The 18,026-nt window shown below is 39.6% G+C and carries 16 protein-coding genes, 1 tRNA gene and 1 pseudogene; 12 read left to right on the forward strand and 6 right to left on the reverse strand.

Annotation, left to right across the window (positions count from 1 at the left end; all coding sequences use genetic code 11):
- Nucleotides 1–1,944, reverse strand: coding sequence for an efflux RND transporter permease subunit (locus tag HWQ49_RS00270; protein ID WP_223155002.1), 1,944 nt, complete (start codon nucleotides 1,942–1,944; stop codon nucleotides 1–3).
- A 277-nt stretch (nucleotides 1,945–2,221) separates the two neighbouring features.
- Here HWQ49_RS00270 and HWQ49_RS00275 point away from each other — a divergent pair, with 277 nt between their 5' ends.
- Nucleotides 2,222–2,791 carry a TetR/AcrR family transcriptional regulator gene (locus HWQ49_RS00275; protein WP_188205576.1) on the forward strand — a complete coding sequence of 190 codons (570 nt, stop codon included), beginning with the start codon at nucleotides 2,222–2,224 and terminating at the stop codon, nucleotides 2,789–2,791.
- Nucleotides 2,792–3,163: 372 nt separating this feature from the next.
- Nucleotides 3,164–3,304, forward strand: a complete 141-nt coding sequence (locus HWQ49_RS00280) for a hypothetical protein (RefSeq protein WP_188205577.1) — start codon at nucleotides 3,164–3,166, stop codon at nucleotides 3,302–3,304.
- Between the two features lie 903 nt (nucleotides 3,305–4,207).
- Here the strand turns inward: HWQ49_RS00280 and HWQ49_RS00285 are convergent.
- The gene (locus HWQ49_RS00285; RefSeq protein WP_317450883.1) at nucleotides 4,208–5,389 is read right to left on the reverse strand and encodes an MFS transporter; all 1,182 of its coding nucleotides are present in this window, start codon (nucleotides 5,387–5,389) and stop codon (nucleotides 4,208–4,210) included.
- A gap of 416 nt (nucleotides 5,390–5,805) precedes the next feature.
- Between HWQ49_RS00285 and HWQ49_RS00290 the strand changes: the two genes are divergently transcribed.
- The 4 genes from HWQ49_RS00290 (at nucleotide 5,806) to HWQ49_RS00305 (ending at nucleotide 10,099) form a co-directional block, all read left to right on the forward strand.
- Entirely contained in the window at nucleotides 5,806–7,026 is a 1,221-nt protein-coding gene (locus tag HWQ49_RS00290) for a hemolysin family protein (RefSeq protein WP_188205578.1), read from the forward strand.
- 521 nt (nucleotides 7,027–7,547) lie between these two features.
- A complete protein-coding gene (locus tag HWQ49_RS00295; protein ID WP_188205579.1) occupies nucleotides 7,548–8,807 on the forward strand; it encodes a purine/pyrimidine permease in 1,260 nt (419 codons plus the stop codon).
- Nucleotides 8,808–8,921: 114 nt separating this feature from the next.
- Nucleotides 8,922–9,533 carry an NAD(P)H:quinone oxidoreductase gene (gene wrbA, locus HWQ49_RS00300; RefSeq protein WP_188205580.1) on the forward strand — a complete coding sequence of 204 codons (612 nt, stop codon included), beginning with the start codon at nucleotides 8,922–8,924 and terminating at the stop codon, nucleotides 9,531–9,533.
- Between the two features lie 182 nt (nucleotides 9,534–9,715).
- On the forward strand, nucleotides 9,716–10,099 hold the full coding sequence (locus HWQ49_RS00305; protein WP_188205581.1) for a VOC family protein: 384 nt from the start codon (nucleotides 9,716–9,718) through the stop codon (nucleotides 10,097–10,099).
- A gap of 67 nt (nucleotides 10,100–10,166) precedes the next feature.
- Here the strand turns inward: HWQ49_RS00305 and HWQ49_RS00310 are convergent, their stop codons facing one another.
- Nucleotides 10,167–10,352 carry a type Z 30S ribosomal protein S14 gene (locus HWQ49_RS00310; protein WP_188205582.1) on the reverse strand — a complete coding sequence of 62 codons (186 nt, stop codon included), beginning with the start codon at nucleotides 10,350–10,352 and terminating at the stop codon, nucleotides 10,167–10,169.
- Between the two features lie 284 nt (nucleotides 10,353–10,636).
- Between HWQ49_RS00310 and HWQ49_RS00315 the strand changes: the two are divergent.
- The 3 genes and pseudogenes from HWQ49_RS00315 to HWQ49_RS00325 all read left to right on the forward strand — a co-directional run.
- Nucleotides 10,637–10,816: pseudogene (locus tag HWQ49_RS00315) on the forward strand (ATP-binding cassette domain-containing protein); the annotation flags it as partial.
- 59 nt (nucleotides 10,817–10,875) lie between these two features.
- Nucleotides 10,876–11,340 carry a toxin-antitoxin system YwqK family antitoxin gene (locus HWQ49_RS00320; RefSeq protein WP_188205584.1) on the forward strand — a complete coding sequence of 155 codons (465 nt, stop codon included), beginning with the start codon at nucleotides 10,876–10,878 and terminating at the stop codon, nucleotides 11,338–11,340.
- Nucleotides 11,341–11,571: 231 nt separating this feature from the next.
- The gene (locus HWQ49_RS00325; protein ID WP_223154907.1) at nucleotides 11,572–12,480 is read left to right on the forward strand and encodes a DMT family transporter; all 909 of its coding nucleotides are present in this window, start codon (nucleotides 11,572–11,574) and stop codon (nucleotides 12,478–12,480) included.
- 644 nt (nucleotides 12,481–13,124) lie between these two features.
- Here the strand turns inward: HWQ49_RS00325 and HWQ49_RS00330 are convergent.
- Both HWQ49_RS00330 and HWQ49_RS00335 read right to left on the reverse strand, forming a co-directional pair.
- A complete protein-coding gene (locus tag HWQ49_RS00330) occupies nucleotides 13,125–13,433 on the reverse strand; it encodes a nucleotide pyrophosphohydrolase (RefSeq protein ID WP_188205585.1) in 309 nt (102 codons plus the stop codon).
- Between the two features lies 1 nt (nucleotide 13,434).
- Complete coding sequence (locus HWQ49_RS00335; RefSeq protein WP_188205586.1) at nucleotides 13,435–15,075, reverse strand: DUF2075 domain-containing protein; 1,641 nt, start codon at nucleotides 15,073–15,075, stop codon at nucleotides 13,435–13,437.
- Nucleotides 15,076–15,428: 353 nt separating this feature from the next.
- Here HWQ49_RS00335 and HWQ49_RS00340 point away from each other — a divergent pair, with 353 nt between their 5' ends.
- Complete coding sequence (locus HWQ49_RS00340) at nucleotides 15,429–15,716, forward strand: hypothetical protein (RefSeq protein ID WP_188205587.1); 288 nt, start codon at nucleotides 15,429–15,431, stop codon at nucleotides 15,714–15,716.
- Between the two features lie 555 nt (nucleotides 15,717–16,271).
- Here HWQ49_RS00340 and HWQ49_RS00345 read toward each other — a convergent pair.
- Nucleotides 16,272–16,344: transfer RNA gene (locus tag HWQ49_RS00345), tRNA-Val, on the reverse strand.
- Nucleotides 16,345–16,436: 92 nt separating this feature from the next.
- Here HWQ49_RS00345 and HWQ49_RS00350 point away from each other — a divergent pair.
- Together HWQ49_RS00350 and HWQ49_RS00355 are read left to right on the forward strand one after the other, a co-directional pair.
- On the forward strand, nucleotides 16,437–16,628 hold the full coding sequence (locus HWQ49_RS00350) for a hypothetical protein (protein WP_188205588.1): 192 nt from the start codon (nucleotides 16,437–16,439) through the stop codon (nucleotides 16,626–16,628).
- Nucleotides 16,629–16,960: 332 nt separating this feature from the next.
- Entirely contained in the window at nucleotides 16,961–17,623 is a 663-nt protein-coding gene (locus tag HWQ49_RS00355) for a hypothetical protein (RefSeq protein ID WP_188205589.1), read from the forward strand.
- Nucleotides 17,624–18,026: the final 403 nt, after the last annotated feature.

The following is an 18,026-nucleotide window of genomic DNA, read 5'->3' on the forward strand; positions in this document are numbered from 1 at the left end:
TCATTTCCCCTTATGAAATTTAGCTTTGAACGTCGTTTTTTCAATTACTTTATCAAACACTAACAGCATCGCCGGTAGGAATATCAGCACCATCACAAATGCTAATAGTGCACCTCTTCCTAATAACAAGCCAATGGAAGAGACGATTGGATTGGTTGAAGTCATTCCTAAAATGAACCCAACACTTGATAGAATTGCAGCTGAGATAAAGATCGCAAATGTCTTTTCATTAATCGTTTTCTTCATGGCTTGATAAGCTGGTAAATCCTGACGATAATGCTTATAATTTTCGGTAAACAAAATCCCATAGTCAACGGTTGCGGCTAACTGTACAGTACTTATAATTAAGTACCCGACGTAGACCAGTGAGGAATCGGTAAAGTACGGAACGGCTAAGTTAAACCAAACCGCTGCCTGGATCGTAAGTAATAACACGACCGGAATAGTAAGTGAACGAAACGTCACTAAAAGAACAATGGCAATGGTTATCACCGTTAACCAGTTGACGAGCGTATTATCTTTTTGTACGGTATTTCGAATATCATACAAGGTGACACTTTCGCCAGTAAGGTGCACGTCATCCTCATAATAGGAATTAGTGATGTCTTTAATCTCATCAATTAATGAAAAAGTGGCCTCACCCTCATTATCCGTTTCAGTATTAATGGTGATTCTGGCATAATCATTCGAGTAAAAGGACTCTGTAATAGACTCATCAATATACTCAGCTGGAATCGCAGCCCCAACGGTATTCGTATAAGATAAGACGCTTGTAACATAGTTCAAATTCTCTAAACTATTAACTAGCTCAACTTCTTTAGCGGTATTTTCTTTAGGAACTAATAAAACCATAGGCGTATACTTTCCAAAATCCTCTTGTATAGCTAGCTGATCCTCACCGGCACGTGTTGATTCCGGCTGATCGCCAACACCATAAATAAAGGAAGTTTGGCTTTGTGCTAAAAAGGCAGGCACAATCAATAAGAAAACTAATAAAATAGCTGGGATTCTTAGTTTTAACACACGACTGCCAATGCTCTTAAAACTAGGCATAAATGGTTTATGCTGAGTTTTATCGATCCATTTGTAAAATAACAGAGTTAAAGCAGGTAAGAAGACCATCACACTAATGAAACTTAGCGCAATCCCCTTAACTAGATTCAAACCTAAATCAGCGCCAATCTCAAAATTCATAAACGTTAGCGCCGTAAACCCAAAGAAAGTCGTGGATGCACTCGCTGCAATAGCAGGGAATGAACGCTTGATCGCTAGGCGCATCGCTTCACTTGGATCAGAAACTTTCTTCCGATAGTCTGAAAAACTATGAAGTAAAAAGATTGCATAGTCAAGTGAGACCGCGAGTTGCAACACAGGAGCAACTGATTGAGTAACAAACGAAATTTCACCGATAAAAATATTCGTACCTAAATTGATCAACACCGAAATACCAATCGCAGTCAGGAAGAATACCGGCTCCATCCAAGAGTTCGTTGAAAGGACAAGGATTAAAATGATGATTGGAATCAGTAACGCGGCTGCGTACATCGTCTCTTTGCCCGTCATCTTCTGAGAAATGGCCGTGTCTAAAGCATCACCTGTCATCGCATTCTCTTCACCAATCAATTCATAAACCTCATCGGTAATCTTAACTTCATCACCATCACGGACATGAAAAGAAAAAAGAGCTTTCCCATCTTTATAGTAAGATTCGACTGTGTCTTGATCAGCTAATTCAACGGGTGTTTTTAAATCAATGATATCATCCAACCAGGTGACCGCACTGATGCCATCAACTGCCTCAAGTTCAGCTTTAAAAGCTAGCGCCTCTGGAATGGAAACATCATGGATCATGACTCGTGTATTAGCCACTTCATCATCAAACTCTTCATCCATGACCTCTAGCGCTTCCATTGACGGTGCGTCATCCGGTAAATAATCGACCATATTGTAATTAACAGCTACCGCGAATTGCGCTATAGCACTGACTAACGCAATAACGATAAATGTGATAACAATCGATTTTTTGTGTTTAATAATTCGTGTTGATAGATCGATAGGATTCACCCTTTCTTGCAATTAATCTTATTCCATCTTAATATTATATGGACACTGTGTTGGATATTCAACAAACAGTTTGATTGTCAATGTCAATTCTCCAACACATTTTGTGAAACTGTTGGATTGCAATAAAAATGTCATAAATTTAAGGAGGAGAATTTCCATGAGTGACAAACTAGACCGACGTAAAAAATATACCCGCATGATGCTTAAAGAAAGTCTGATCTCGTTATTAACTAATCAATCAATTTCCAAAATTACTGTGAAAGAGATTTGTGCTCGTGCTGATATTAACCGTTCAACATTTTATACCCACTATCATGACCAATATGACTTACTCGCCAAAATTGAGGAAGAAATTATTGCTGATTTAAACAACTATCTCAGTAGTTACAACTTCACAGGTGAACAAGAATCGATTCAAATGACCGAAAAACTAATCGAATATATCACCTCAAAAAAGGAGATATTCCAAGTGTTATTAAACGACCATGTTGATTTGACATTTGAAAAGCGAGTCATGGACGTTGCCAGACAATTTTTAATCAAAAACTGGGAGGAAATGGTCTCCTTTGGCTATGAACAATCAGAGTATTTAAGTACCTTTGTCGTCAGTGGAGCAATCAACGTGATCAAAGAGTGGATTGAGAAAGATATGGATCAATCACCAAAAGAAATGGCCGAAATGATTAACAACTTTACGAATAAAGGGTTGTCCTTTTTGAGTAATTGATAAAGGAGTAGTGGCTAATGCCAGGAGTAGGAGTGCTCCGGTCAAAGAGAGGGCGTATCTATTCCCGTGGGAGGCGATTGGAGGTAGGTACCGGTCAAAGAGGCGACCTCTCAATTCCCACCACACGCATTTGGAAGCAGGTACCGGTCAAAGAGGCCACCTCTCAATTCCCGTAGCAGGTGATTGGAGGTAGGAGCCGGTCAAAGAGAGGGCGTATCTATTCCCGGGGCGGGCGATTGTGGGTAGGGTTTGGTCAAAGAGGCCACCTCTCAATTCCCACTGCACGCATTTAGAGGGAGTAACCGGTCAAAGAGGCCGTCTCTCGATTCCCGCCACATGCATTTGGAAGCAGGAACCGGTCAAAGAGAGAGCGTGTCAATTCCCGGAGCAGGCATTTGGAAGCAGGAACCGGTCAAAGAGGCCACCTCTCGATTCCCGGAGCGTGCGTTTGGGGTAGGAGCCGGACAAAGAGAGGGCGTATCTATTCCCGGAGCAGGCGTTTGGGGGCAGTAACCGGCCAAAGAGAGGGCGTATCAATTCCCGTAGCAGGCATTTGGAAGCAGGTACCGGTCAAAGAGGCCACCTCTCGATTCCCACTGCACGCATTTGGGGGCAGTAACCGGCCAAAGAGAGGGCGTATCAATTCCCGTAGCAGGCATTTGGAAGCAGGTACCGGACAAAGAGGCCCCCTCTCTATTCCCGGGGCGGGCGTTTGGAGGTAGGGTTTGGTCAAAGAGAGGGCGTATCTATTCCCGGGGCGGGCGTTTGGAGGTAGGAGCCGGACAAAGAGAGGGCGTATCTATTCCCGGAGCGTGCGTTTGGGGGTAGGAGCCGGACAAAGAGAGAGCGTATCTATTCCCGGAGCAGGCGTTTGGGGGTAGGAGCCGGACAAAGAGAGGGCGTATCTATTCCCGGAGCGTGCGTTTGGGGGTAGGAGCCGGACAAAGAGAGGGCGTATCTATTCCCGGAGCGTGCGTTTGGGGGTAGGGTTTGGTCAAAGAGAGAGCGTGTCTATTCCCGGAGCGTGCGTTTGGGGGTAGGGTTTGGTCAAAGAGAAAGCGTGTCTATTCCCGGGGGAGGCGTTTGGAAGCAGGTACTGGACAAAGAGGCCACCTCTCAATTCCCACCACACACATTTGGAAGCAGGTACCGGTCAAAGAGGCCGTCTCTCGATTCCCACTGCACGCATTTGGGGGCAGTAACCGGCCAAAGAGAGGGCGTATCTATTCCGGGGCGGGCGTTTGGAGGTAGGAGCCGGTCAAAGAGAGAGCGTGTCTATTCCCGGGGAAGGCGGGGGTAGGAGCCGGACAAAGAGAGAGCGTGTCTATTCCCGGGGAAGGCGTTTGGAAGCAGGAACCACTCAAAGAGGCCACCTCACTCAATAACCCGGATCTACAGCTACAAAGCATCTCAAATTTATCGATACACTCTCTGTTCCTGAACCTGTTGAATGCTCATTTTCTTATATCCCACCAAAGTAAAGATAACCATGCCGACTAAAAAAGCAATAAAATAAGGGTTCACACTATCTCGGATGACCCCTGTCACAAAGGAGCTGACAATCATCCCTAATGAATAGAAAGAAGACATTAATCCGAATGCTCGTCCATGTCCCTCTTTTGAAACGGCATCTGTAACAGCGATGGCCATTGCTGGCATAACAATACCAAAAAAGAAGCCAACTGAAAAGAGTAGCACCGGTAAGGTCCACATTTCATTAAAAATGGCAAACAAGCTCATGGACATCCCAAATAAGCCAAACATCAAGCGCTTCACCGGATCAAAACGATGCATGAAGAATAATGACAGAGAAATTAATGTTCCGGAAGCCATTAAACTTAACATGACACCTGTAGTAGCTGTTGAGTATCCCTGTTCAACGGCTAGGTAGGGAACCTCATAGATGATGACGCCATGGATGTACATCACCGCAAAACCAGTCATCAAAACGATATGTACTTTAGGAATGGCAAGTACCTTTCTGAAGGTTAAGTTACTCGAAGCGCTATTTCTAACATGTGAGGTTTGCTGTTTCTGATCTCGAACAAATCCGAACGTATAAAAAGCAACGATTAATAAAGCTGCACCAATTAAGTAATAAGTATTCTCATAACCAAGAAACGCTCCTAGATTCCCACCTATAAGAGGCGCGACAATACTGGCAATCGTCATTAGCATCCCGTAAATAGCCATGTTTTTACCTTGCTGCCGACTATCGACGGCGTAGCTGGATAACAAAGCTAGTGCTGCAGGAATTAAAAAAGCTAACGCAAACCCGTTCAAAATACGAAGTAGCAATAAACTAGTTGGATCAGCTACCAATCCATGACTGATAAATAAAATTCCGGCTAAAAACATTGGCAGTGTAATAAACAACTTCTTCCCGTAACGATCAACCAACGGACCTGCAATTAAATTTCCAGATAAATTGGCTATTTGTGCTGAGCTTAACATAATGCCTATTAAGACACTTGAAGCTCCAAGTGTAGCAGCATAAGGCGCAAAAAGTGGAGACTGGATACTCATCACTAAACTCATCAAAAACATGACTGCAAAAATATGCATCTTATTTATGGCTGTGATCCTCAATTTCTTCACCTCGTCACATCCTATGCGAAAGATGAAAAAATAGACGAGCCTATTTCGTTGTTAAACGGATAGAATTTGTATAACGAAGTTGGGGCAAATCCGGGTCTTTTACAATGTCGAATTACTTATATTGGGTAAGTCCTTCCTAAAAAGTTAGGTTATACGCTAACTGAAAATCGCTTAACCCAAACTCAACAAATAAGATGGATCTCTCTGATTCACAAATGTTCCTTTAGGTATACTACAGGTGATAACGATGAATATTAAACTTATAGTTGGCTGATAACACGACTTCTACTAAGGTTATTTTAAAAAATGTTATAGGATAAATACACTATGAGAACTACTCACCACTTAGCTACATTTCAAGTGGGTGTTTCTTTTTGGAGAATGTTAAATTGGTAGTCATCGAGGAGGAAATCTAAGTGATCATCGCGATCATCCTATTGTTGTTTGTGTCCCTGTTTTTTTCTGGAAGTGAAACAGCCCTAACAGCAACCAATAAAATGAGACTACAATCAAAAGCGAACAATGGGGAGCATCAATCGGAAAAATTACTACAGTTAGTCTCAAAACCGAGTGAATTCATTACAACGATATTAATCGGAAATAATATATCTAATATTTTGCTGCCTACACTTGTGACCACCCTGGCGATTCAATACGGTGTGAATGTTGGGATTGCCTCGGCGATCCTCACTATTACTGTGATCGTGTTTGCTGAGGTGATACCTAAGTCAATTGCAGCGGCTTTTCCCGAGCGAATCTCGTTTTTAGTTTATCCGGTTATCAGGTTTTTTGTCATTGTTTTTAAACCGGTCACTGTTATCTTAAACGGATTAACGGGATTAATAACTAAAGCTTTATCCAGAGGCGATGAAGATCTTATGTCAGTCTCAAAAGATGAGCTTCGAGCGATTGTGGATATAGCCGACTCAGAAGGAATGCTTCAAAAAGATGAATCTTATAGAATTAAAGGTGTACTTGACTTCCGTAATCTAAATGTCAAAGATGTCTTAAAAACACCACGTGTCGAGATTGAAGCTTTACCCAACAATGCGACATATGAAGAAGTCAGAGACATCGTGATTCAACATCCGTTTACAAGGTATCCCATATTTGAAGATGATATCGACCAGATAATAGGTGTCTTTCACTCCAAGCACCTAATCCAATGGTCAACAGAACCAGAAAGGCCCATTATGGAACTAAGCGATACCAACCCGTTAATCGTATATGAATTTCACACAATTGAATGGGTGTTCCGTCGCATGACAAAAGAGAAAAAGCATATGGCCATTGTCCTTGATGAATACGGAGGTACAGAAGGAATTTTAACCCATGAAGATATCATAGAAAACATGATCGGTTTAGAAATAGAGGACGAGATGGATTTAGAAAATGATCCTATGGTTGAAAAACTTACCGAAACAGAAATCATCTGCGACGGGAAAATTACTTTACACCACTTGAACTCCATCTTTCACACCGACATACCTGAGGATGAAGACGTTTTAGCAGGATACTTACTTAAAGAATTTAATTATTTTCCACAAGAAGAAGACACAATCGAGAGAAATAATCTCACATTTAAAATCGTTGAAATTAACGGACGTTCGATTCAAAAAGTACAAATCGTCAAATAAACATAAGGGGCAGATCCTCATTTAGGGGATTGCTCCTTAATTATTTTTGGGTGACTGCGGTGATCAATGGAGGGAATCTTGTGCTGTGGCGATGTCTATTTGCTCCAAAAGAGAGTTTGCGCTTGGAATTTCGTTAAGAAGGAGAGCTCTAATTAACGGAAACGGCGATGACAGAGGGAGAACCGTCAATAAGGAGAGCTCTAATTAACGGAAACGGTGATGACAGAGGAAGAACCGTCAATGAGCGGGTGTCTAATTAACGGAAACGGCGATGACAGAGGGAGAACCGTCAATAAGGAGAGCTCTAATTAACGGAAACGGCGATGACAGAGGAAGAACCGTCAATAAGGAGAGGTCTAATTAACGGAAACGGTGATGACAGAGGAAGAACCGTCAATTAGACCCTCATATTTGCCTCCGGTTAAACGTTAAAAACACAACTCCACGCCCAAAACACCACTCAACCCCATCTTCTATGATAAAATATGGTACATGATTTGGGAGTTTAGGGGGAACAGCAAGTGTTTACAGTCATACAGTGGTTTATCTTTTTATTAGCGAATGCCATGGCGATTCCGATTGTGATTGGATCGATTTTTCAAATGGAAGCTATAGAAATTATGATGCTCATGCAGCGTACATTCTTCATTGTGGGGATCGCTTGCTTTCTACAGGGTTGGCTCGGACACAAGTTGCCGATCGTGGATGGACCTGCTGGCTTATGGATTTCTACGTTTGCGGTTTTTGCGATTAGCATCGGTTCAGCCGGCCCAGACGGCGTTCAAGCCTTGCGTTTATTAGAAGCGGCGATGATTTTGACAGGTGTCTTTCTAATGGCATTTGGCATACTCAAAATTTCGGGGAAAGTGATTTATTTATTCACCCCACTCGTGACAGGCGTATTTTTAACTCTGTTAACGTTTCAGTTAAGTGGGACATTTTTAGAGGGGATGTTTGGTTTAGGAAATGGCGCCGAATACATACAGGTTAGCCAATTTACGATCGCACTCATCACATTTAGTTTAGTATTAATTTTATCCATCTTTTTCGAAGGCTGGTTGAAAGGTTATGCCGTTTTAATCGGGATTTCTGTCGGGTGGCTTTTGTTCGCTTTATTATTAGATCAAGAGCAAACAACTCTCGACAATGCTCCACTCTTCCAGGCTCCTGAAATGTTTGCGTGGGGAGCACCGATTTTCGATTGGAGTGTGGTTCCGATTGCGCTGTTAACGGCGTTCATTTTACTCTCTAATATTGTGGCATCACTATCAGCAACATCTAACGTGATCAAGGGTGAAGTTGATTTTAACCAAACACAAATGAATCGAGGTAGCTTTGTACTTGGGATGAACCACGGGATTTCGGGTATGTTTTCTGGTGTTGCCGTTGTGCCGTTAGCATCAACAGCCGGCTTCTTGCAACTAACGGGTCAGATGAAAAAATCACCATTCATGTGGGCTTCTGCATTATTAATGATCGTTTCCTTTTTTCCAGTGATCATTGCAAAACTAGCGATGATTCCATCTCCTGTCGCTAATGCAGCTTTACTCGCAAGCTTTGTGCAATTAATGGGCTTAGGGTTACGTAATTTATTCTCAGAACCATTAAACGAACGGCGAATCACGATCATCACGGTCTCCATGTTACTAGGTTCGGGATTAATGTTCATCCCACCAGAAAGCTTTGCCTTACTACCTGAGACAGTTAAACAAGTGATCAGTAACGGCCTATTAGTCGGGACGGTGATCGCTGTGGTATTAGAGCGCGTGTGGAAGAAATAATCAACGGTTATGTTTAACAATTGGATGGTTGAGCACAATAAAACATAGGTATAAAAATGGTGATTATCAGCAAATTGCTACAAGTTACTTGAAGAAATGAAGGAGATGGATCATATGTCAAACGCAAAATTAGCAGTTGTCTTTTATAGCATGAGTGGAACGAATTACCAATTAGCTAAATGGGCCGAAGAAGGAGCCAAAGAATTAGGCGCTGAGGTTAAAGTGTTAAAAGTTGAAGAGTTAGCCCCAGAATCAGTGGTTGAAGAGAATGAAGTTTGGAAAGCAACAGTTGACGAAATAAAAGATGTACCAGTTGCATCATCAGATGACCTAGAGTGGGCAGACGCAATTATCTTTAGTTTTCCAACACGATTTGGGAACTTGCCTTCACAAATGAAACAATTCCTTGATACACAAGGAGGGCTTTGGGCTAGTGGTAAGACGATAAATAAAGTAGTGAGTGGAATGACCTCAGCACAAAACCCTCATGGTGGTCAGGAAGCGACATTATTATCTTTATACACATCTATGATGCATTGGGGTGCGATCATCGCAACACCTGGTTACTCTGATCCAGTCATTTTTGGTTCAGGTGGAAATCCATATGGTACAAGTGTCACAGTCGATCAGGACGGTAATATGGTTGAAGACGTTGAAGCGGCTGTAAAACATCAAGCGAAACGCACCGTTACTGTTGCGCAATGGGTTAAACAAGGAAATCAATAAGATGTTGTGTAGAAGAGTCAATCGTAGGGATTGGCTCTTTTTCATGAGTTAATCACAACAGTGGCGTGGTTCAAATCAAAAAATTCTCCGAAAACATTAGGAATATTGTGTTAATATGTGTAGTATGTGGATAACAAAAACCTCACCTTGAAATTAGTTGGATAACTAAGGAGGCAAAATAAATGAACATAATCGTCACCAGTGTATTTGTAGAAGATCAAGACAAGGCATTGCGGTTTTATACAGAAACTTTAGGCTTTATCAAAAAACATGACGTCCCAGCTGGAGGAGCTAGGTGGATTACACTCGTCTCTCCGGGTGAGGAAGACGGTACTGAACTGTTACTCGAACCGAATGGTCATCCTGCTGCTAAAGAGTATCAAGAGAGGTTATTTGCTGATGGCATTCCAGCAACCATGTTTGGTGTGGCAGACATTCATAATGAGTACAAACGTTTAAAGGAACAAGGTGTAGAATTTAAAATGGAGCCTACAGAAATGGGAGAGGTTACTATGGCTATCTTCGACGATACATGTGGTAACCTCATTCAGATCATACAGCAGTAACCACATTAACAAATGAAGAACTAATAGTTTATAAAAAAAAGTCAACCTAAATTTAGGTTGACTTTTTTTACCAGCTTGCCTTTTTAACGCCCGGGATTTGACCTTCATAAGCCAATTCTCTGAAACATACTCGGCAAAGTTTGAATTTACGCAGGACAGAGTGTGGTCGGCCACAGCGTTCGCACCGTGTATATTCTTGAACTTTGAACTTTGCCTGGCGCTGTTGTTTAACGACCATGGATTTTTTTGCCAAGATCATGACCCCCTTTATCAATAAGATATCTATTTAACCAAGTATTTTTAAATGAGTTGGCTCTGTTAAAGTTTAGTGTTGATCATTAAATCGTTTTGTCTGTAACAGAGCGAATGAGTTAAACGTATATCTTAACATAAACTTGAACGTTATAAACTGGTAAATGATGTAAGTGAAAAAGGGGATTATGAATTATCAAAGGTAAACATATAAAATGGGAGTCACTATCTTAACCTAACTATGATAGTATTTAAATAGAGAGATTTAGAGGGGGAGAAGGAGCTTTGGAACAAGTAATCCATGTAGAAAATTTACGTAAAAGCTATGGCAATAACGAAGCATTAAAAGATATAACTTTTCAGGTGCCAAAGGGGCAGATCTTTGGCTTGCTTGGACCGAGTGGATCTGGAAAGACGACGATGATCAAAACGTTAACCGGCGAACTAACTAAATCTTCCGGTCAAGTGGGAACCCAATACTAGAGAATTAAAGAGAAGACGCTTAGAAAAGGAGAGAGTAACACATGACGAATAACGGGCTATTATATTACGAGGACGGTTCAATAAAATACCAAGGTGAAATGATCGATCAAGTCCCACATGGCCACGGGGTTGCCTACTGGGAAAACGGTCATAAGTGGTATATCGGAGAATTTGCCAAGGGTCAACCAAAAGGAGTCGGCAAATATTATTACCCTAATGGAACCATACGATATGAAGGAGAAACAGAAGAGCTGCAATATGTGGGGAAGGGAATCGAATATTTTAAAAACGGCCAAGTCAAATTTAAAGGTACCTTCAAGACAACACCCCGTTTTTACTACGGAGCAAGGTGTTATGTTGAAGGTCATTTATACGATGAGAGCGGAAAGTTGAGATATTGTGGTACATTTGAAGGAGATAAAACATATTCTTTTAAAAATGGGGTTGAATATTTAGAAGATGGCACCATTCGACTACATGGAAGGAAGAATTTTGTGATTAATTAATCACCAAACACAACTGGTCCTTCGTTAAGTTCACACCAATTATTGTGCCGTATGTTAGATGCGAAATCGCTGAAATAAAATAACTATAAAATTTGGTAAAAATTTTTTCACGAATAAGATTGAATATTTCTTCAAACCGTTGTAAGATTAACACGCTTGACACAATTAAATCAAACTTCTTAGTAGTTTGACCTGAACCTGATAGATAGAGAGAAAAGGGAGGGTTTAACGATGAGAATGAATCACGTTATTGCCTATGGAATGGTGATCCTTGGTGCAGGTTTCTGGGGATTAACCGGTCTGTTTGTCCAAAACCTGTATGCATATGGATTTACACCATGGCAAGTCGTCACACTACGCTTAACATTTTCCAGCTTAATTCTACTAATCATGCTCGCTATCGTGGCTAGAAACCATTTGAAAATCAGATTGAAAGATCTACCGTATTTCATTGCACTTGGCGTTTTAAGTATCGCCTTTTTCAACTGGTTCTACTTTCAAGTCATGGATCTCGCATCACTCTCAGTCGCCGTCATATTCGTCTACACATCACCCGTCTTTGCAGCCATCATCGCTAAAATCTTTTTCAATGAAGCACTAACCTTACCTAAAATCATTGCCATTATCCTAACTATTACTGGAAGTGCATTTGCCATCGAATTCTTACCAATTGGAGAATTCTCATTAACGATTCAAACCATTATATATGGCTTACTGGCTGGATTTTTCTGTTCAACCTATAGCCTAGTCGGAAAAAACGTCAGCAGATGGTATCATCCATTTACGATTACGTTTTACGCATTACTTTGTGGTGCTATATTCTTAATCCCAACAAGTGGCATTTGGGAACATCACCAAGCCTTTATGAATGGAGAAGTCTGGATCAATATTCTTGGAATCGTCATCGTCTCAACAGTGGCAGCATACCTGTTGTATACTATTGGGCTTTCCTATATTGAATCTAGCAAAGCCACGATCCTATCTTCCATTGAAATTGTTATTGCTGTATTAGTGGGAGTCTCAGTATTTGGTGAGGTACTGACGGGCTGGCAGTTATTAGGATTCATGTTCCTGTTTGTATCTTTATTTTTAACAGTGTTCTCGTTTAAGAGTCGGAGAAAAGTACAAGTGTTTAAGTAGAACCAGAAAATATAAGGTAAGGAAAAAGCGATCCCGTTGTTGGGATCGCTTTTGATTTTTGTAGAATCTATTAATAAACATTGATTGGCTAAATAGAAGAAGCTTTTCTAGATAAGGTGTGCCGGCTTCCGGTTCTTTCCCACTATCAGTTCGGTCTGTGTCTAGACTTGACCATGAGACGCTTACTCTCTAAACCAAACCATAATAACAAGGACGGTAGGAAAGTGACCAATAACGGATAATTGGGTCCATCCCATCCTAAGAGATATAAGAAAGGGAACTTAAACATAATAAATACATAATCAATTAAAGACTGAAACTCAATATTGGAAAGTTGACCGTAAATAAATAGGATGAAATGAAAGATAAAAACTAGTAGAACAGATAACAGGGTTTATACCAAGCGTGATAATTCTTGAGTAAAAAACCAACGATAAAATGCAACAACAACATTAAGAGAAACGCAATCAAAACAGCCTCGTTTCTCGAACTATTCCAACCAGCCCCAATGATACCCGTCCCAATGATGACTAGAGAGAGGTGGTATAGGAATGGTTTTATGTTGATATTGAGTATAGTCGTGACGTTCATGGTATGGCACCTGCTTTATTTGATGGTAAGTTTAAATTAGTTAAAGATGACTATTAGCCGTTCTCAATAGGGTACTTTTTGGCATTTTTCTTTAGTTTATTTTGAATAATCTCCTCGACATTTAGTTCTAGATCTGAAGACAACATTAGGGAGTAAATTAAAACATCAGCTATTTCTTCTTGTATGTTATCGTTGTTGTATTCTAATGCTTCTTCACTGTCTTTCCATTGAAAGTCTTCTAGTAACTCAGCTGCTTCAATTGCGATAGAAATGGCTAAATCTTTAGGATTATGGTACTGTCGCCAATTTCGTTCATCTCTGAATTTGTTAATGGAATTGATTAGGTTATTAATATCGTTCATCTTAATCGTTTCCTTTCAATTGTAGTAGACGTTTTCTTAGCTTTGGATCAGTTGGATATATATAAAGTCCATGGATGCCACGTTTCATTAATACATTAATTGAGTTAAGAATTATTTCCTCCTTAATCCTTTCATTTTCTTCTGCAGATAAATCCTTCCTTGAGGTGAAGGCGCCTTTATCTTGGTACTTATCTGGATCAATAAAAAGTTGATCGCTTTTTTCATCATAGCTAACTGATGGGCCTAGAATAACGCCAACATAATTTAAATCAAACCCTTGAACCGTATAGATGGAGCCGACTTCATAAATAGTATCCGCTTCTTCTGCCCATGTTTTATTATTATGGGTGATATTCCACGGCATGTTGATACCAGTTGGATCTACATAATATGTGTCACCATCTTTTTTATGAACATAATCAAAAGTTGATACTATCCTAGCTAGACCATATTGAGTATTTTTCTTAGTAATTGCTTGTTTAAATTGTTCCGAGTCTTCAAACACTTTTAACTCAAACTCATGATTTTCTTTATAAGGAATAGGTTTCAACTTCTTTGCAGCAAAGTTGTCAATCCACTCTAATGTTTCAGGAGCTGCATTCATACGGAATTGGTGGGAAAGTTTTAGTGTTTCGGCTTTATATTGGTTAGTGATCTCCTGTAATAACTTTTCATTCCAGTAACTCTTTATTTTTAAGACTTGTTTAGGGTCGAAAATAACAATAGTGATATTGCTCCTCTTTATAATTTCATCTAGCTGATTATCATATCTAAAGTTATTATATGAATCTTCTTTAGTAAGTAATAGATGTGCTTCGTCTACTAAGGTGATATCAGCTTTTTCATTTGTTTTATCCATAGAATTAATAAATGGTGTAGGTTTTTTAAATTGTTTTTTCTTTAAGTTAGGTAAACTGTAGGCAATGTTGTGATACGTTTTTAACATTTCACTATGATTAACCAATAAATAGTTATTGGTGTTATATAGTGAAGAACTTGGATCATTAGCATAATCCTGTAATGTATTGAACAGGGAGCTCAACAATACACTTTTTCCAGTTCCAGAGTCGCCTTCAACAACAAATACATGCTGACCTGGCTTTTGGGCATTTTTCTTACAAAACTCAATAATACTTTCTTTAATTTCCAGTTGCTGCTCAGATAGCTCTTTATAAGGTGAGATTTTATAAATATCTTTATTTTGTAAGTCTTCTAAACTATTTTGAGCAATTTCTTCTTCTCTAAGCTTTGTCCATATTTGATTAAATATCTCTTTGTCATAAAGTTCTTTCTGGTAGTAGTTATGCATCTTTTTGTTAGTAGTCTGACTGACATTCTGAAGTTTGTAATGATTATCAGCAATAAAGTAATTAATGAGATTAGTTTCAATGTTATATGTTGCAGACTGATTAAACTTTTCATGACCGATCAGAATAGTTTGCTCGTGAACTTTTCGTTTAGGATCGCTTAAGTGATCTTGAAGTCTTCGATTTGCATGAACAGTTTGTCCAATGTAAGCAGTTGGCTTTTTATTGTGATTGTACAATATGTACACAACAGGATAGTTATTCAGATATACAGTATGTAAATGATTCAATTCAGTGCTGTTAAACTTCTTTATCTCGAAAATTAGATCCTTCATACCACATTCTCCCATAATTTGTTTTTATACATCTTAACATAGAAGAGAGAGGATGTATAAATTTGTGAAAAGTAGTATTTGGTTTTTGATCACCATAGTATCTAAGAATTTACTAGTATCTTCATAAATCGTTAACATTGACAAGAATATATGTTCGTGCAATGATTATAGAGAATACTTCACATTCCCCCTGTTTCAACTCGGAAATTCTACTTGATCTATCTCAATTTCTTTAACGAAGTTATCCATCTAAAGAAATCTTCGCATAACAATAGATACGTCGCTTATCTCTCATTGTCCTACCTAAGTATCTTTTTCTAAATTATATTTGTGAAACTGATAGGAGAAATTTTATGGGTCATGACATTTTTGGTTTCAATAAAGCAGGACAACAAATTGTTTATACCCGCTTTAGTATGGGAAATTATAATTGCATAACGTTGTATAGTTTGCTTAATGATAGCGATTACAACGCAGGGGTTAGTGGTTCAGGTGACAGTACTACTTCTTCAACTCAACAAATGGGTGAGGCCCTAAGTGAATTCAAGCAATCACATGAAAATAGAGACTATCTCTCAGAAAATAAGCCATTTGACTTGGATCATAAACAGATCAAAGAGTTTTTCAACCAAACTAACTAAAATACGCAATTACTATCCCTCTAATCCTACATAGAGTCACATTCAATAATAATAATATCTCTTTATAAAAAAACTGATCAGACTAACTACTTTGTTGCAGGGTGATATGAAGTATTCGTTTTATTTATTTTAGGTGAGATGCACATGAAACTATTGGTACTTCTAATGTTCATAACATCATACAAAAGAGACCAAATCTGTCAAAATGACATCTGTGGGCGAAATATTATTAAACTAGATATAAAATTATAAATTAATAATTCCGTTGTTAAGTAAGATGGGGTTAATGGGGAGAAGACAATGGATAATGAAATAGAAAGGTCAACCAACAAGTGATTGACTTACTAGGCCTTACAAACATACGTCATAATACGCATATTTTAGTAGGACAACCAATGTTTAACATATGAAAAAACATCCTAATGCAGAGGGGATAATGTTGTATCCTTTATGGTCGTTATACTGGTAATCTGCACTAACCCAATTTAAGATAGAACGTGAAAAGACCTCCCGGGCCGTTAAGGCGAGGGAGGTCTAGTTAGGTTTGGCACCCTATGACTCCGAGTGGGCTCGAACCACCGACCTCCACCCTGTCAAGGTGGCGCTCTCCCAGCTGAGCTACGGAGTCGTTTGAATACATAATATTAATTTATCGACAAGTATTAATATAATAGCTTATACTATAAATGTCAATACTTTTTTTGTTGGAGGTTCTTTTTTATGATCGCACGAATCTTAACGTACTTATTGATTGGTATATTATTAGTGGCTGCAGTGAGTGTTGCGGCACCGGAATATTTAGGTTATTTATGGATTTTCTTTAGTGTGGTTTTTGTGGTAGGTCTTGGAGTCCTAGCTTTCTTTTATGGAAAACGAGCGATGGTTTTATTTAAGGAAATGAAAAAGGAATAATGTGATTAGGCGTATCGGGTCATGCTCGGTACGTTTTTTATTTGCTATGAACGTGGTCGTCGTGTCACCGTGAACGAGGACGATAATTTAGTGTTTAATCTGTTGTATCAAAAGTTATTACTGATTTTATTTCGATTTGAATATTTTGATAATAAGGGTTACGTATACGCTGAAAACAATGTATAGTAGTAGATGGATATTTTTGTATGATAGGTTGTGAAAGGTTGATGAAAAGAAGGTTTGGTTCATTTTTCAGTAGCTAAAGGGCTGTTTTTGAGGGAACATAAAAAAATAACATTGAAGTTAGTGGGTTTTGAATAAGGAGTGAAAATATGAATATATGTCCGAAGTGTAAGAGTGATAGTTTGGAGAAAGGGTATTCAATGGGTCTTCGTGTCCTTGTTTGCCTGTTACTCGCAATCGTTGTTCCGTTTGGTATTTTGTTTTGCTGGATTCCTTTTGTATTCCCATATAAGTATCATTGTGATGTCTGTGGCAGTGATGTTGATCGTGATGATGTGGTGCAAATGGATTGGCGTGAGCGAGAGGAGCTAATTAAGGAACACCAACAATTTGAAGAAAAGATCGCTCCATTTTTAGGGAAATGGATTGAGGGCGATGATGGGAAAATCTTTAAAGTGGCCAAAGGTAAAGGGTTATTGTTGCTGGTTGAGCCTTTTAGTGAAGATGAACAGGAAACGTATCGTATTGTTAATTACCATGACCGAGGTGGTGAGCCAACCATAGCCGTTTCACCTAAAGTCGGTAAGAAATATCTTCATGTGACAGATGTCGTTGGATCCTTTGCTAATGGAGATCCAATGGAAACAGCCCTTACCACAATAGGGCGTGATTTGATTACTGAAGAAGAGTTTGATCTAATCAAAGACAGCGAGTCTGACTTTTATGAGGTCATGAAGGAACAAGGTAAGGTTGAGCAGGATATAAATATTGAGATGGTAACAGAGAGCGATGATGAGAAGGTAGAATGGTAAAGTTGTTTATGTGCAACAGAAGAACCAAATTGTTTTCTGAGATTGGTTGATTGGGAAGAGAGGGGCTGTCTCAATGCCTATATGTCGTCTGAGATTTGTTGACCGGGAAAAGAGGGGCTGTCTCGTATCCCCCAAAGTAGTCCAAGATGCGCTGACCGGGAAAAGAGGGGCTGCCTCAATGCCCAAAAGCCCCCCAAGATTCGCTAATCGGGAAAAGAGAAGCCTTCTCAATGCCCAAAAGCCCCCCAAGATGCGCTGACCGGGAAAAGAGGAGCGTTCTCAATGCCTCAAAGCCACCCAAGATTGGTTGACCGGGAAAAGAGGAGCGTTCTCGTTGCCCAAAAGCCCCCCAAGATGCGTTGACCGGGAAAAGGGAGCGTTCTCGTTGCCCAAAAGCCAATCA

The organism is Alkalibacillus aidingensis, from assembly GCF_014595945.1.
Classification (GTDB): Bacteria; Bacillota; Bacilli; order Bacillales; family Alkalibacillaceae; genus Alkalibacillus; species Alkalibacillus aidingensis.